The following is a 14,614-nucleotide window of genomic DNA, read 5'->3' as shown; positions in this document are numbered from 1 at the left end:
TCGCGGCGGTTACTTTCCTCAATCAATTCAAGTACACAGAAGGATTTGGCAATGACTGATTCGCCGCGCATCGACGGCGCTTCCAAGGGAGCGAACCTGGTTCTGGTGGTGGAAGACGAAGCCGTGATTCGCGAATTCGTCTGCGAGCTGCTGACCGACGAGGGTTGGAAGACCGAGGGTGTCGAATCTGCGGATCATGCCCTCGCGTTTCTGAACCAGCATTCCAACGAAGTGGGTTTGTTGCTGACGGACATCCTGATGCCGGGCAGCATGAACGGCGCAGGCCTGGCCAACTATTCGGCACAGACCTGGCCCGAGATTCCGATCATGATCATGTCGGGGCACGAAACACCGGAAAGCTCCGGCGTGACCATTCCTGTCAGCTTCGTGCGCAAGCCTTGGACCCTGGGGCAGTTGCTCGACGGTGTCGAGAAAGCCCTGGCCACCGTGCCGCGCGCTGTCAGCTAGGGCAAGCGCCGCTGCCCTGCACCCATTGGCGAGCAGTCGTCGCGATCTGCTTCGCCAATTGATCGATCACGCGCTGGTGTGCCACCACCAGGCTGCTCAATTCCACTCCCGCCGTTTCGCGGATCTGACTCGCACAGGTCAAGGTACGGCGCGGCTGCGCACCCCCGCGCAGGCCCAGGCTCCACACCACGTCGACCAGTGCATATTGCCCCGGCAGCGAGTCGAAGCGCCGCACGTCGGTCTGCAACGACAGCACCGGGCGCTGCGCGTCCTTGGGTAGCCCGGCCAGGTCTCGCGTGCCCAGCTGGCGTTCGAGGCGATCGGTCAGGGCATCGTGAAACTCATCGGCCAACGGCGCGCTCCAACGATCGTTTTCCAGAATGGCGAGGTTGCCCTGGTTCTGCCGCACCACCAGTTGTGGCTGATCGACCTGCACCGGCATCCGCACGCCCAGCATCTCGAATTGGAACGACGGCGCGGCCAGGCGGGCCGGGGTGCTCGGCGCGGTGTCCTGCAACGTGTAGTAGTGGGTGACCGGCGAGCTGCAGGCACTCAGGCCCAGGCTTGCGGCCAGCATCAGGGTGCGTTTGATCATGGTTGAGCTTCCGGTTGGATTTCACGTGAAGTATTGCTCGGGCTGCGGAAGGCGTCCGGCTCGCCCTGTTTGGTGCGGCCACGGATCAGCGCTTCCGGGTTGCGGCTGAGGAAGTCGGTCAGTACGCGCACCGAGCGCGCGGTGCGCTGAACTTCGTCCATGGCCTGGCTCAGCTGCTGGCGCTCCGGCGAGTCGTCGGCAAACGTCGAATTCGCCGCGGCGAGCGTCTTTTGCGTCTGTTGCAGGGTGCCGCGCATCTGCGGCAGCACCTCGGCATTGACCTGACGCAGGGTCTTCTGCATCTCGCTCAGGCTGCCATTGAGGTTGGTGGCGATCTCGTCGAGCGGCAGCTTGCTGATCTTGTCGACCACACCCTGCAGTTGTTCCTGAACCTTGTCCAGGCTGCCGGGCACCGTGGGGATGCGCAGCGGGCGAGCGGCCATGTCGAAGGCCACTGGCGTGGCATTGGGTATGAAGCTCAGCGAGATATACAACTGGCCGGTGATCAGGTTGGCGCTGCGAGCCTGGGCGCGCAGGCCCTGCTTGACGAAGGCTGACATCAGCTGGGCCGAACGTTCGTCGTCCTCGGTGCCCATCTGCTTGAGCAGCTTCTCGTGCGCCTTGCCCAGGCGATCCGGGTAGATCACCGCGCCGACCACGCTGGGAAAACTCTTGGTCTTGGCATCGTAGTCCAGGTTGACCGAGACCACGCGGCCGATGTTGACGCCCATGAACTCCACCGGCGCATTGACCGTGAGGCCGCGCAGCGACTGGTTGAAGTTCATGCTGATGTAACGTGGATCACCGTCGGGCGGTGCCAGTGCGGTTTCCTGATCCCCGAACAGGTCGAAGCGCGAGCGTTCGGTGGCCGGCGTCGCGTTGGGGCTGTACTTGGGCTCGACGAAAGCGACACCGCCGGCAAGGATGGTCGACAGCGATTCGGTGTTCACCTTCAGGCCGCTGGCACCCACGGTCAGGTCGATGCCGCTGGCGTTCCAGAAGCGCGTGTCGGTGGTAACGAACTTGTCGTTGGGCGCATGCACGAAGATCTCCACGTCGACACCCTTGCCGTCCTCGGCCAGTTGGTACGACACCACCTGGCCGACTTCGATGCGGCGATAGTAGACCGGCGAGCCGATGTCCAGCGAACCCAGGTCCTCGGTGTGCAGGGTGAACCGCTTGCCTTGCTCGCCATAGGTGATCGGCGGTGGTGTTTCCTTGCCGACGAACTGTTTCTTGCGCTCTTCGGCGCTGCCCGCGTCGGCGCCGATGAAGGCACCGGAGAGCAGGGTGTCGACGCCGGAAATGCCATTGGCACCGATGCGCGGGCGCACCACCCAGAACACCGAATCTTCGGCGGTGAAGCCTTCGGCGGACTTGTTCAGGTCAACCTTGGCCACCACATGGCTGCGATCGTCGCTGAGCGCGATGGCGGTCACCTGGCCGATCACCACGTTCTTGTATTTGACCTGGGTCTTGTTGGCCTCCAGGCCCATGGCGGTCTGAAAGCTGATCTCGATCTGCGGCCCGGCATTGAGGCCGTTGCTGATCAGCATCGAGGCGCCCACCACGGCGGCGATGATCGGCACGATCCACACCAGCGAGACATTGAAACGACGCGTCTTGACCGCCGGCGCAGCGGCAGGGGACGGGGGGGTGGAACCTGGACGATCAGACATCTTCAACCTCTACATCCCAGATGAGCCGGGGATCGAAACTCATGGCGGCAAGCATGGTGAGTACCACCACCAGACCGAAAAACACGATACCCAGCAGTGGGTCGATGGAACTCAGCGAACGGAACTGCACCAGCGCGGCCACCAGCGCCACCACCAGCACGTCGAGCATCGACCAATAGCCGATCAACTCGATGAAGCGATACAGCCGGGCCCGCTCGCGCATGGCCCAGTGGCTCTTGCGCTGACAGGTTATCAGCAGCGTGCCCAGGATCATGAACTTCATGCAGGGCACCACCACGCTGGCGAAGAAGATCAGCACGGCGATGTCCCACGAGCCGCCGTGCCAGAACTCGATGACACCACTCATGATGGTGTTTTCGCTGGCATTGCCGAACATGTTGGTGCGCATCACCGGCAGCAGGTTGGCGGGGATGTACAGGATCAGGGCCGCGATCAGCAGCGCCCAGGTACGGGCAATGCTGTCGGGCTTGCGTGCGTGGACTGTGGAGTGGCAGCGCGGGCAGTGATGTTCACCTGTCTGGCAGATATGCCCACAGGTGTGGCACAGCACCAGGCCCAGTTGTCGGGCGTAGACCGGCTCGCTCATCGCAGCTGTCCTTCCAGGTCATCCCAGAGCCGGCGGATGCCCTTGCCCGAAATCAGGATCAGCAGCACCGTGACCATGCCCAGCGCCCACAGGCCGACGCCAGGATGCACGTCGAGCATGCCGGCCAGCTTGATGATGGCGACCAGAATGCCCAACAGGCAGACTTCGAGCATGCTCCATGGGCGCAGGTGTTCCAGAGCTCGCATGCAGGTGCGAAAGCCGGGCGCAGCGCGCCCTGCAGTGGCGAACCCGAGCAACCAGCACAGCAGACAGATCTGCAACAGCGGGGCGAGGATGATGGTCAGCCCGGTGACGGCGGCCATGGGCGTGATGCGCCCTTGGGCCAACGCCTCGACCGAAGCGAGCAGGGTGGCCTGGTTGCTCAGGCCTTCCATGCTGATGCTGATCACCGGGAAGGCATTGGCCAGCATGAACAGCATGGCTGCAGTCAAGGCGAGGGCGAACAGCGCCTGGATGCTCAGGCGATGGCCACGTTCGAGCACCGCGCCACAGCGCGTGCATTCGGCTTTTTGGCCATGGGCCAGCGTCACCGATTCGAACAGCGAATCGCAGTGTTCACAGATGATGCGGCGCGAAGACGTATTCATTCGACAATGGGCATGGGTGAAGGCCTGCGGACGAGGGCGCGCATTTCCCCAGATTCGACGCGACATGTCTAGTCCAGTGGCGCGGTGCCATGAGTATCTGAGTCATGATAGTGGTGTGCGTTCCGTCTGGCGATAGCCATGCGCGGCGGACCAGGGGCGAGCCGTGTTTTTCTCGCCTGCGCGTTGTCAGCACCAAATGGCATGACATCTGGAAATATCCTCGCTTGTGACGAGTATTCGCCCGCCTCGATACTTTCGGCACACCCGTCGTCGAGCATTGTCATGGCCCTGGACTACCGTTTCACCCCAGCCTTCGAAAACCCCACGGGCTCGGCCATACGCGAGCTGTTCAAGTACCTGTCGCTGCCGGGCATGATTTCCTTCGCCGGCGGCTATCCGGCCTCGACGTTCTTCGACCAGTCCGGCCTGCGTGACGCCGCAGAGCAGGCCATGCGCGAAACGCCCCTGGACTGCCTGCAATACGCCGCCACCGAAGGCCTGCCCGCTCTGCTTGAACAGTTGGCGGAGCTGATGCAGCGCCGCGGCGCCGCGGTGAAGACCGAGGACATGGTGGTGACGACCGGCTCGCAGCAAGGCTTCGACTTGTTGCTCAAGGTGCTGCTGGTACCCGGCGCCACGGTGCTGGTGGAATGCCCGACCTATCCAGCAGCGCTGCAGGCGTTGCGCCTGGCCGGGGCGCAGGTGCTCAGCGCGGCGACCGATGCCGACGGCCTTGACACCGACGCGTTGGCGCAACAACTGGCCCAGCGTACGCCCGGCGATGTGGCCATGCTGTATTGCGTACCGACCTTCGCCAACCCTACCGGCGCCTGCCTGCCGTTGGCGCGACGCCTGGCGCTATTGAAGTTGGCGGTCGCGCATGATTTTCTGCTGGTCGAAGACGATCCCTACGGTGCGTTGCGTTTCGCCGGTGAGGACGTGCCGTCGCTGCTGGCATTGAGTCGCCAGGTCGAAGGCGCCGAGGGCCGGGTGATCCATCTGTCCAGTCTGTCCAAGGTGCTCGCGCCAGGGCTGCGGGTGGGCTGGATGGTAGCACCTGCGGCGATCCGCCAGCGCTGCCTGGTGGCCAAGCAGACCGTGGACCTCTGCACCTCGCCCTGGGCGCAGCGAATCGCGGCCAACTACCTTGCGGCGGGGGCATTGGAGCGGGCTTTGCCGGGCCTGGCCGAGGGCTACCGGAAGAAATGCGAGCGGATGCTGGCAGGGCTGCAGCCGATGGCCGAATACCTGGAGGTCAGCCCGCCTGCTGGGGGAATGTTCGTCTGGGGTCGCTGCCGCCACGGGCTGGACGCCAAGGCGCTGCTGCCGCGCGCGATCGAGCAGAAGGTGCTGTTCGTGCCGGGCAGCGCGTTCTATGCCCACGACCCCGACCCAAGCAGCATTCGCCTGTCGTTCGCCGCGCCGGGGCTTGCCGACATCGACGAAGGCCTCGAGCGCCTGCGCCGCGCCTTCCTGTAGCAGCGGCGCAAGCCGCGTCACCGGCGCTGTGGTCTATCTGAAACAACACGTAGACGCCGGACGCGGCTCGCGCCGCTGCTACAGACATGCCGAGCCATGCGTGGCAAGAATTACCGTAAGGGATCCAGGGACAATGAATCGCGCTCCTCGAAGAAGAACTCGTCGCAGTTATTGCCAGGGCCTTTACGGTCCACCACTAGGAAGTCATCGCCATCGGCCAAGGCCAATATCGGGTGGTGCCAGACGCCCTGATGGTAGTTGATGCCCTGATGCCCGTCGCTACGAAAAGCTCGCACTGCTTCACTGTGCGGCACCTCACCGGCCGGGGCCACGACGATGAGGAACGCCTTGCCCTGCAACGGGATGAACGCCTGGCTGCCCAGCGGGTGGCGTTCCAGCATGCGCACGGTCAGCGGCATCGGCAGGGCCTGGGCGCGAAAGATGCTGATCACGGCCTGATCCTGCGCAGTGCCAAGCTGCACGTCGGCCAGGCGATCGAAGCGTTGCGTGGAGCCGTTGTTGATCAGGAAGTGCGCGCTGCCCTGGGTTTCGATGACGTCGCCGAAAGGGGCGAATGCGGCTTTGCTCAGGGGTTCGATGGTCAATGTACGCATGAAGGGCCTCGTCGTTGATTAACGCTGCCTGGGTGGTCGATCCACCTGGGCAGCCGAGCGGATGCCGAGCCGGCTACCTGGCCAGGGTACCCAGTACGCGCAGGCGGCTCACGCCCCCATCGGGGAACACGTTCAGGCGGATATGGGTGATCGGCCCCAGCGCCTTGATCTGTTCGGCGAAGCTGTGTTCCTGGTGCATCTGTAGTTTCTGGCTGGGCAGCAGCTCGCGCCAGAACAGGCTCTGGGTCTCGATCTGGCTGTCGGTGCCACCTTTGACGAATGCGCCCTGGATCGAGCAACTGTCGGGGTAGTTGCCTTTGAAGTGCAAGGTGTCGACCACCACCTGCGTCACCACCCCGGCGTGACCCAGGGCCACGATGACCCAGTCATTGCCCGGCGTGCGTCGGCGTGCGGTTTCCCAGCCGTCACCCATGTTGACCCCGCGGCCGGGATTGAGCAGGTTGCTCATGCTGCCGTAGTGCTCGTCCGAACAGGCCAGCGCGCGTCCACCGTTGAGCGCGCTGGCAAGGTCCAGCGGCTCTTCGTCGCTGACGCTCGACCAACTGCGAAAGGGGATGCCGTATACGCGCAGGCGTGCGACGCCGCCGTCCGGGTAGATGTTGAAGCGCAGATGGCTGAACGCGCTGTCGTTGTCGATGCTGTGGTAGTGATGGCTGTTGCCCTGCAGTTCCACCGCGCCGAGGATCTCGACCCACTGCGTCTGGTCATCGGGCTCGCCTTCGCTGATGAAGCACGCTTCCAGCGACGCCGAGGGAGGGAAGTTGCCGGTGAAGAACGAGGTGTCGATGTCCACACCCTTGATCGAGCCCGGCGCGCCCAGGCGGATCACCGCCGTGTCATGGCCTTCGAAGCGCTTGCGCCGCGATTCCCAGCCATCCATCCATTTGCCGTTGTCGTCGAACACGCCTTCCTTCCACACCGCCGGGGTGGGCTGGAACAACCGGTTGACGTCGGCGAACCAATCATCGGTCACCGAAATGGCGCGGGTACCGAGGCGGGCATCCGCCAGGTTGACGTATTTCTGGAACGGTGCGGCGTAGGCTTTCATGAATGCGGGTCTGCCTTGAACGGTGGTGACAGGAAAATCGCGGCGGGCGCGATGGCATGGCTGCAGCGGTTACAGCGCTTGCAGGCGAAACAGGGAGATCTTGTCGATTTCGCGCAATGCACAGCTGAATTCGTCTTCGGGAGAGTGGCCGATACGCGTCTCGAACGCCGCCAGGATCTGCTGCCGGTCGCTGCCCTTGACCGCCATGATGAACGGGAAGCCGAAGCGGGCGCGGTATGCATCGTTGAGCTCGGTGAAGCGCTGAAACTCCTCGGGGGTACATTGGCTGATGCCGGCACCGGCCTGCTCCTGGGTGCTGGCGGCGGTAAGCTGGCCCTGCACCGCAGCCTTGCCGGCCAGATCGGGGTGCGCATTGATCAATGCCATCAACCTGGCACGGTCGGCGTCGGCCACCACCTGGCTCATGCAGGCATGCACTGCCTCGATGTCGTCGCGACTGTCCACCGGCAGGCGCTCGAAAGCCTGCTCGGCGACCCAGGGCGAGTGCTCGTAGATATCACCGAACGCGGAGATGAAACCGGCGCGGTTCAGCCGTGAGGGTTGCAGGGTACGGAAGTGACTCATGGGCGAAGGCTGCCTGGGTAGGGGTGAACGGTCTGCCAGTGCCGGGCGATGTCCACGCGCCGTGCGCACCACACCTGCTCATGGCTCTGGACATAGTCAATGAAGCGCTTGAGCGATGCGAGGCGTCCGGGGCGGCCGATCAGGCGGCAATGCAGGCCTACCGAGAGCATCTTCGGCGCGTCCGCGCCTTCGGCATACAGCACGTCGAAGGCGTCCTTGAGGTACTCGAAGAAGTCGTCGCCCTTGTTGAAACCCTGCACCTGGGTGAAACGCATGTCATTGGTGTCCAGCGTATAGGGGATCACCAGATGCCCATGGCGCGCATCGCTGCCCGGTTGCCAGTAGGGCAGGTCGTCGTCGTAGGCGTCGCTGTCGTAGAGAAAACCGCCTTCTTCCATGACCAGGCGCCGGGTATTGGGGCCGGTGCGACCGGTGTACCAGCCCAGCGGTCGCTGGCCAGTGATATCGGTGAGGATGCGAATGGCTTCGCGCAGGTGCTCGCGCTCCTGCGCTTCATCGATGTTCTGGTAGTCGATCCAGCGATAGCCGTGGCTGCAGATTTCATGGCCATCGGCAACCATGGCGCGGATGGCCTCGGGGTGGCGCTGCGCGGCCATGGCCACGGCAAAGACCGTCAAGGGAATGCCGGCGTTGCGAAACAGCTTGAGCACGCGCCACACGCCGGCGCGGCTGCCGTACTCATAGAGCGATTCCATGCTCATGTTGCGCTGGCCCTGCAACGGCTGAGCCGCGACCATTTCCGACAGGAACGCCTCGGACTCGCTGTCGCCATGCAGCACGTTGCGTTCGCCGCCTTCTTCATAGTTGAGCACGAACGACACTGCAAGGCGGGCGTGGCCCGGCCACTGCGGATGAGGGGGCGTGTCACCGTAGCCGATCAGGTCGCGGGGGTAGTCGGGGCTCACCGCAGGCTTCCTTCTGTGCGTGGCAGAACGGGCTCGACGACGCACCCGGGAAGGGCCCGCTTCGCGCTCGAATGGATTGTATACATCGGCATGGGCAATTTGTAAGCTCGCGTCACTGGCGGGTAGATGGCTTCATCCTTGCAGAAGCACTTGCCCAGAGTCTTGCAAAAAACCTGCCCGGTCGGTCAGCAATAAGGATCTTCCGGCATTTTTGGTTCGGCTCCTTTGCAACGTGCCACGCGCCATGCCCCGTTTCGGCGCGAATAGTCCGTTCCCGCTCTTCCACGGTGCGCGTTGAACGCACCCCTTCATCAGGTGAACATCGACCATGGGACGCTTGACCACACATGTATTGGACACCGCACATGGGTGCCCTGGTAACGCCATCCAAGTGCGCCTGTACCGGGTCGAGGGCGAGCAGCTGCAGCTGCTGGCAACGGCCGTGACCAATGCCGACGGGCGTTGCGACGTGCCGTTGCTCGAAGGCGAGCACTACCGTTCGGGCGTCTATCAGCTGCATTTTGCCGGCGGCGACTACTACCGTGCCCGTGGCACGCTCATGGCTGCGCCGGCTTTTCTCGACGAGATCGTGCTGCGCTTCGGCATCGACGCCACCCAGGCGCACTACCATGTGCCCCTGCTGCTTTCACCCTACAGCTACTCCACCTACCGCGGCAGCTGAGCGGCGTTGCTGCCGGGTGAGCGTGCGCTCACTCGAGCCCGAGCTTCTTGCGCATCGCAACGGTGATGCTCTGGCGGGTGGTGAAAAAATCCGCCCACGGATCGTCATCCATCTCTGCCAGGCGTTCGAGCACGCTGTCGATGTTCCAATGGTCGCCACCCTTGATCTGTGCCACCTCGTCACGGGTGACCGGCACGGAAACCGGCAAGCCGTCACGCGCCCGTGCGGCGTAGGCGCAGGCCGTGGTCGCGCCGAGGCCATTGCGCAGGTAGTCGATGAAGATCTTTCCGACACGATTTTTCGGGCCGGACACGGCGCTGAAGCGCTCCGGCATCAGCCTGGCCATGTGCTCGACCACGGCGCGGCTGAACGCCTTGACCTCGTTCCAACCCAGCTTGCGGGTGATCGGCACCACCACGTGCATGCCTTTGCCGCCGCTGGTCTTGAGAAACGATGCGAGGCCCAGTTCGTCGAGCAGGGTCTGGGTCAATTGGGTGGCTTCGACCATGCTTTTCCAGGGCAGGGCTGGATCGGGGTCCAGGTCGAGCACGAACCGGTCCGGATGTTCGAAATCCTTGCTGGTCGCGTTCCGGGTGTGCAGCTCCAGCGTGCCCATCTGCACCGCGCCGAGCAGCGCCTGGCCGTCGTTGATGACCATGGCGGCCTGGCCTGCCTCTTCCTTGTCGAAGGTGACGATGTGCGGGATCGCCAGGTGGCCTGCGTGCTTCTGGAAGAACAGTTCGCCGCCCACCCCGTCGGGCGCTCGTACCAGCGCCACCGGACGCTGCTTGAGGTGCGGCAGCAACCAGGGTGAAATTCGCCCGTAGTATTCGGCCAGTTGCATTTTGGTGGTACCGCTGGCGGCATCGATCACCCGTTCCGGGTGGGTGATGCGCACCTGACCGACCAGGTCTGCGTCGTCTGCCTTGGTAGCCGCCTTGCGAGGTGTCTTTTTCGGCTTCACGAGTCGAGAGGGATCGCTGGCTTTCGCAGCCGGCTTGTCCGCAGTGATCTTCCTGGCGGGCTTGTCGCTGCGCAAACCATGGAAAACCGCATGGCGAACGGCACCGTCACGGGTCATTTCGGCATACGCCACTTCCGCCAGAAGCGTTGGCTGCAACCAGTGCACGCCACGCGCGTCGGCGCCCTTGGGCGGGTTGCCGAGCGCCGGCTCGTCGGTTTCCAGCGACTGCAGCTGCGCGTGCAGGCTTCGCAGGGTGGCTTCACTGAAGCCGGTGCCGACCTTGCCGGCAAAGCGCAACTCGCCGCTGTCGGCGTCATGCAGGCCCAGCAGCAAGGCGCCGAATGCGCTGCGGCTGCCCTTGGGCTCGGTGTAACCGACGATGACGAACTCCTGGCGCCGCTTGCACTTGAGCTTGATCCAGTCACTGCTGCGCCGCGAGACATAAGGGCTGCCGACACGCTTGCCGATCAGCCCCTCCATGTTCATCTGGCACGCGCTGGCGAGCAGGGATTCGGCCGAGTCGGCAAAGTCGTCGGAGAATTTCAGGGCATCGTCCTCGTTGGCTTCCAGTACCTTCGCCAAGGCACTGCGGCGCTGCTCGACAGGCACTTCGCGCAGGTCCATGCCGTTGAGGTAAGGCATGTCGAACAGGTAGAAGACGATGTCGCCGCTGTGTTGCTCTTCGAAGGCATTCTGCAGAGCCTGGAAATCCGGCACGCCTTGTTCGTTGGTCACGACCACTTCACCGTCCAGCCAGGCCGACTGCAAGCCCAGGGCCGCAAGTGCCCTGGCCTGGCGCGGCATCCTGGCGGTCCAGTCGTGGCCGTTGCGCGTGAACAGGCTGACCTCGGCGTCTTCGATGCGCGCAACGATACGGTAACCGTCGAACTTGATCTCGTAGCGCCAGTCACCGTCCGGGGCGGTGTCCACCAAGGTCGCTAGCTCGGGCTTGAGGCTGGCCGGCAGCGCAGCGGCGCGTGCGCCTTGCAGCTGCACACCTTTGCCAGTGGCCCGGGGTTTGGCTGCCGGCTTGGCCACGGATTTGTCGGACGTCTTGGTCGATACTTTGCTTTTGCGCTTGCGCGGGACGAGGGTGCGCTCGCTGAGGACGCTGTCGGGCTGGGCCTCCAGCACATCGTATTCGGCCAAGGGACGCGCGGCCTCGTCCTTGGACTTTATCAGGAACCACTGCTCACGCTTGCCAGGCATGTGGGTCTTGACCAGGTTCCACGCGCCAGCCAGTTTCTCGCCCTGCAGCACGAACTTGAGCTTGCCCTTTTCATAGCCTTGGCGAGGGTCGCCCTCGGGGATCCAAGTGCCGCGGTCCCAGACGATCACGTCGCCGGCACCGTAGTGCCCCTCGGGAATGTTGCCTTCGAAGCTGGCGTAATCCAGCGGGTGGTCTTCGACATGAACCGCCAGGCGTCGAGCCTTCGGGTCCAGCGATGGACCCTTGGGCACCGCCCAGCTTTTCAGGGTGCCATCGAGTTCCAGGCGAAAGTCATAATGCAAGTGGCTGGCGTCGTGCTTCTGGATGCAGAACTGCAGGGCCTGCGCGGCCTTGCCGCGCTTGCCGCTGCGTGCGCCGCCCGAAGGCTCCGGGGTGGCATCGAAGTCACGCTTGCGGTTGTACTCCTCCAATGCCTTGCTCATGGCGTTCCTCACTCATGATGCGCTGCAGCAGGATCAGCGCAGACAGAACAGCGCCACCTGCGGCGACTCACCGACCCATTGGTCGCTGACTTCCCAGCCGGCCGCGGCAGCCAGTTCGGTAAAGGATTGCACGGTGAACTTGTGCGAGTTTTCGGTGTGCAGCCGTTCGCCCGCCTTGAAGGCGAACGTGCGTCCCGCCACACGAACCTGTTGTGCCTTGCGGCTGACCAGGTGCATTTCGATCCGTTCGTGGCCGGGGTTCCATACCGCCAGATGGTCGAAGGCCTGTTCGTCGAAGTCGGCGTCGAGCTCGCGATTCATTCGGGTCAGCAGGTTTTTATTGAAGCGTGCCGTGACCCCGGCGGCGTCATCATAGGCAGCCTGCAGGGTGGCGATGTCCTTGACCATGTCGACCCCGATGATGAAACGCGCGTCGGGCCCCAGCAGCTCGCGGGCCGAACGCAGAAAACGCACGGCTTGCGGGCGGGTGAAGTTGCCCAGCGTAGAACCCGGGAAGAAGCCCACGCGCGGGTGGCCACGGGTTTCCTCCGGCAGGTGCAGGGCACGGGTGAAATCATCGACCAGCGGGGCAATGCGCAGGGTAGGGTAGCGCTGGCGCAGCTGGGCGCCGGCCCGTTCCAGCGCGTTGCTGCAGATATCGATCGGTACGTACAGGCCGACCTGCGGCACGGCATCCAGCAACAGACGTACCTTGTCGCAGGCACCGGCGCCGAATTCGACCAGCGCTGCATCTTCGGCGATCAGCGCAGCGAGCTGCGGCGCGATTTCGGTCAGCAGGGCAGTTTCCGCACGCGTTGGATAGTACTCGGGCAAGGTGCAGATGGCTTCGAACAGCTGCGAACCTTGGGTATCGTAGAAATACTTGGGTGAAATCGACTTCTGTGGGGCTGACAGCCCGGTCACTGCATCGCTAGCGAACTCGTCGCTGCCATCGTTGCGGGCGCTGTACGGCGTCACGTCGCGGGCCAGGCGCAGGCCCGAGAACATCCAGCGGCAGGCAGGCCCGAAAAAGTTGCGGTAGGTGGGCCGCGTATGGCCGACCGGGGTGATGCTGGCGCCACCGCGCAGCACCATCTGGTTGATCATGAACTTGCCGTTGTATTCACCCACTGCGCTGACCGCTGGCTGAAAACCAGGGTAGGCGCTGTAGGCGCTCTGCGTCCATTGCCAGGCCACATCGTCGAGCTGTTGCAGCTGCCCGGTGCCAGCGGCAATTTCCCATTCCGCTTCGGTGGGCAGGCGCGCGCCGGCCCATTGGGCGAAGGCTGCCGCCTCGTAGTAGCTGATGTGCACCACAGGGGCGTCGAGCTGCAGGGGTTGCAGTCCGCGCAGGCCCATCTCCAGCCAGTTGCCGGCGTTGTCCTGCTGCCAGTAGAACGGCGCATGCCAGCCTTCGCCCTGCACTGTCGCCCAGCCGTCGGCCAGCCACAGCCCTGCCTGGGTGTAGCCGCCGGCTTCGACGAATTCCAGCCACTCACCGTTGGTGACCAGGCGATCGGCGATCTCGAATGCTTGGGCGAACACCTTGTGCCGCGGGCCCTCATTGTCGAAGGCGAAGCCGTCGCCGGCGTGACCGATCTCCACCAATCCGCCGGCATGGCCGATGAACCGACCACGCTGGCCGCTTGCGTCGACGGGCCATGCCGGGTCGTAGGCCGGTTTGAGCGCCGACAGACTGAACAGATGCAGGATGTCCATCAGCAACAGTTCCTGGTGCTGTTGCTCGTGGGACAGGCCCAGCTCGATCAGCGCGTAAACTTCAGGCGCAAGGTCGCCGCTCAACAGGTCTTGCATGTGCTGGTCGACATGGGCGCGGTAGGCGCGTACCCGGTCGAGCCCCGGACGGGTCATCAGGCCACGTTGTGGACGCGGCTGGCGCGGTCCGACGGCTTCGTAGTAGGAGTTGAAGAGGTAGCAGAAATCGGGATCGAAGGGCGTGTAGTGCGGCAGTTGCTCGGCCAGCAGAAACGTTTCGAAAAACCAGGTGGTATGCGCCAGGTGCCATTTGGCCGGACTCGCGTCGGGCATTGATTGTGCGCCCATGTCTTCGGCGCTGAGCGGGCTGGCCAGGTGTTCGCTGTGGCGACGCACCTGGTTGAAGCGTTGCAGCAGGTCGTGCAGGGGGATGACGGGCACGGCGTGCTGGGAAAGACTATTCATCAAGAGGCTGCTCCGACGGCTCCGTCGATGGCGACGATGGGAAACGGGCGCGGGAGCGCTTTTCTATCGCTTTCCGCACGAGCGCCGTTGAGCTTCAACGACGGGCTAAAGGGTGTGACTGTGCAACCCCCGGCAGGTTCGCCCGCTTATCGAAAACCCTTTGCCTGACGCATTGCGGCGCCTGTCGACGCGGCTCGCGCCGCTGCTACAGGTGCTCGGACCGGCTCTGTGTGGCGCTTGTCGACGCGGCTCGCGCCGCTGCTACAGGTGCTCGGACCGGCTCTGTGCGGCGCCTGCCGACGCGGCTCGCGCCGCTGCTACAGATGCTCGGGCCGGCTATGTGCGGCGCCTGCCGACGCGGCTCGCGCCGCTGCTACAGATGCTCGGACCGGCTCTGTGCGGCGCTTGTCGACGCGGCTCGCGCCGCTGCTACAGATGCTCGGACCGGCTCTGTGCGGCGCCTGTCGACGCGGCTTGCGCCGCTGCTACAGATGCTCGGACCGG

The 14,614-nt window shown here is 64.1% G+C and carries 13 protein-coding genes; 3 read left to right on the top strand and 10 right to left on the bottom strand.

Translation table 11 applies throughout. From position 1 onward, the window contains the following. Positions 1-51 precede the first annotated feature (51 nt). Entirely contained in the window at positions 52-468 is a 417-nt protein-coding gene (locus IFT75_RS15620) for a response regulator (RefSeq protein ID WP_122477379.1), read from the top strand. On the opposite strand, the gene IFT75_RS15615 is transcribed toward IFT75_RS15620, so the two are convergent. The 4 genes from IFT75_RS15615 to IFT75_RS15600 are packed head-to-tail and all read right to left on the bottom strand — an operon-like array spanning position 461 to position 3,957. Beyond that, complete coding sequence (locus tag IFT75_RS15615) at positions 461-1,063, bottom strand: PqiC family protein (RefSeq protein WP_192055564.1); 603 nt, start codon at positions 1,061-1,063, stop codon at positions 461-463. The two genes, IFT75_RS15620 and IFT75_RS15615, sit on opposite strands and share 8 nt — an antisense overlap. Then, positions 1,060-2,742 carry a PqiB family protein gene (locus tag IFT75_RS15610; protein ID WP_122477383.1) on the bottom strand — a complete coding sequence of 561 codons (1,683 nt, stop codon included), beginning with the start codon at positions 2,740-2,742 and terminating at the stop codon, positions 1,060-1,062. Before IFT75_RS15610 ends, IFT75_RS15615 begins: the two co-directional genes overlap by 4 nt. Further along, a complete protein-coding gene (locus tag IFT75_RS15605) occupies positions 2,735-3,349 on the bottom strand; it encodes a paraquat-inducible protein A (RefSeq protein WP_122477384.1) in 615 nt (204 codons plus the stop codon). Before IFT75_RS15605 ends, IFT75_RS15610 begins: the two co-directional genes overlap by 8 nt. After that, the gene (locus IFT75_RS15600; RefSeq protein ID WP_185794136.1) at positions 3,346-3,957 is read right to left on the bottom strand and encodes a paraquat-inducible protein A; all 612 of its coding nucleotides are present in this window, start codon (positions 3,955-3,957) and stop codon (positions 3,346-3,348) included. Before IFT75_RS15600 ends, IFT75_RS15605 begins: the two co-directional genes overlap by 4 nt. A gap of 282 nt (positions 3,958-4,239) precedes the next feature. Here IFT75_RS15600 and IFT75_RS15595 point away from each other — a divergent pair, with 282 nt between their 5' ends. Continuing rightward, positions 4,240-5,436 (top strand): aminotransferase-like domain-containing protein, encoded by a 1,197-nt coding sequence (locus IFT75_RS15595; protein ID WP_185793048.1) that lies wholly within the window; start codon positions 4,240-4,242, stop codon positions 5,434-5,436. A 110-nt stretch (positions 5,437-5,546) separates the two neighbouring features. On the opposite strand, the gene IFT75_RS15590 is transcribed toward IFT75_RS15595, so the two are convergent. The 4 genes from IFT75_RS15590 to puuE form a co-directional block, all read right to left on the bottom strand. Beyond that, the gene (locus tag IFT75_RS15590; protein WP_185793049.1) at positions 5,547-6,050 is read right to left on the bottom strand and encodes an ureidoglycolate lyase; all 504 of its coding nucleotides are present in this window, start codon (positions 6,048-6,050) and stop codon (positions 5,547-5,549) included. Positions 6,051-6,123: 73 nt separating this feature from the next. After that, on the bottom strand, positions 6,124-7,119 hold the full coding sequence (gene alc / locus IFT75_RS15585) for an allantoicase (protein WP_122477391.1): 996 nt from the start codon (positions 7,117-7,119) through the stop codon (positions 6,124-6,126). A gap of 69 nt (positions 7,120-7,188) precedes the next feature. Then, positions 7,189-7,704 carry a 2-oxo-4-hydroxy-4-carboxy-5-ureidoimidazoline decarboxylase gene (gene uraD, locus IFT75_RS15580; protein WP_192055563.1) on the bottom strand — a complete coding sequence of 172 codons (516 nt, stop codon included), beginning with the start codon at positions 7,702-7,704 and terminating at the stop codon, positions 7,189-7,191. After that, complete coding sequence (puuE, locus tag IFT75_RS15575) at positions 7,701-8,630, bottom strand: allantoinase PuuE (protein ID WP_192055561.1); 930 nt, start codon at positions 8,628-8,630, stop codon at positions 7,701-7,703. The genes uraD and puuE overlap by 4 nt, the downstream gene beginning before the upstream one ends. 328 nt (positions 8,631-8,958) lie before the next feature. Here puuE and uraH point away from each other — a divergent pair, with 328 nt between their 5' ends. After that, positions 8,959-9,312, top strand: coding sequence for a hydroxyisourate hydrolase (uraH, locus tag IFT75_RS15570; RefSeq protein WP_122477396.1), 354 nt, complete (start codon positions 8,959-8,961; stop codon positions 9,310-9,312). A 28-nt stretch (positions 9,313-9,340) separates the two neighbouring features. Here the strand turns inward: uraH and ligD are convergent, their stop codons facing one another. After that, on the bottom strand, positions 9,341-11,929 hold the full coding sequence (gene ligD / locus IFT75_RS15565) for a DNA ligase D (protein WP_192055559.1): 2,589 nt from the start codon (positions 11,927-11,929) through the stop codon (positions 9,341-9,343). Between the two features lie 33 nt (positions 11,930-11,962). Further along, positions 11,963-14,110: an ergothioneine biosynthesis protein EgtB gene (egtB, locus tag IFT75_RS15560; RefSeq protein ID WP_192055557.1), complete on the bottom strand. Its 2,148-nt coding sequence runs from the start codon at positions 14,108-14,110 to the stop codon at positions 11,963-11,965. Positions 14,111-14,614 lie beyond the last annotated feature (504 nt).

The sequence above is a fragment of the Pseudomonas sp. CFBP 8758 genome, assembly GCF_014841725.1.
Lineage (GTDB): Bacteria > Pseudomonadota > Gammaproteobacteria > Pseudomonadales > Pseudomonadaceae > Aquipseudomonas > Aquipseudomonas baltica.
Note: the sequence above shows the minus strand (reverse complement) of the source record. Positions and strands in the feature narration are given on the sequence as shown.

Excerpts from the sequence above, each read along its gene's own strand:
- IFT75_RS15620 (WP_122477379.1), top strand. The coding sequence starts at position 52 with ATGACTGATTCGCCGCGCATCGACGGCGCTTCCAAGGGAGCGAACCTG.
- IFT75_RS15615 (WP_192055564.1), bottom strand. The coding sequence starts at position 1,063 with ATGATCAAACGCACCCTGATGCTGGCCGCAAGCCTGGGCCTGAGTGCC.
- IFT75_RS15610 (WP_122477383.1), bottom strand. The coding sequence starts at position 2,742 with ATGTCTGATCGTCCAGGTTCCACCCCCCCGTCCCCTGCCGCTGCGCCG.
- IFT75_RS15605 (WP_122477384.1), bottom strand. The coding sequence starts at position 3,349 with ATGAGCGAGCCGGTCTACGCCCGACAACTGGGCCTGGTGCTGTGCCAC.
- IFT75_RS15600 (WP_185794136.1), bottom strand. The coding sequence starts at position 3,957 with ATGAATACGTCTTCGCGCCGCATCATCTGTGAACACTGCGATTCGCTG.
- IFT75_RS15595 (WP_185793048.1), top strand. The coding sequence starts at position 4,240 with ATGGCCCTGGACTACCGTTTCACCCCAGCCTTCGAAAACCCCACGGGC.
- IFT75_RS15590 (WP_185793049.1), bottom strand. The coding sequence starts at position 6,050 with ATGCGTACATTGACCATCGAACCCCTGAGCAAAGCCGCATTCGCCCCT.
- alc (WP_122477391.1), bottom strand. The coding sequence starts at position 7,119 with ATGAAAGCCTACGCCGCACCGTTCCAGAAATACGTCAACCTGGCGGAT.
- uraD (WP_192055563.1), bottom strand. The coding sequence starts at position 7,704 with ATGAGTCACTTCCGTACCCTGCAACCCTCACGGCTGAACCGCGCCGGT.
- uraH (WP_122477396.1), top strand. The coding sequence starts at position 8,959 with ATGGGACGCTTGACCACACATGTATTGGACACCGCACATGGGTGCCCT.
- ligD (WP_192055559.1), bottom strand. The coding sequence starts at position 11,929 with ATGAGCAAGGCATTGGAGGAGTACAACCGCAAGCGTGACTTCGATGCC.
- egtB (WP_192055557.1), bottom strand. The coding sequence starts at position 14,110 with ATGAATAGTCTTTCCCAGCACGCCGTGCCCGTCATCCCCCTGCACGAC.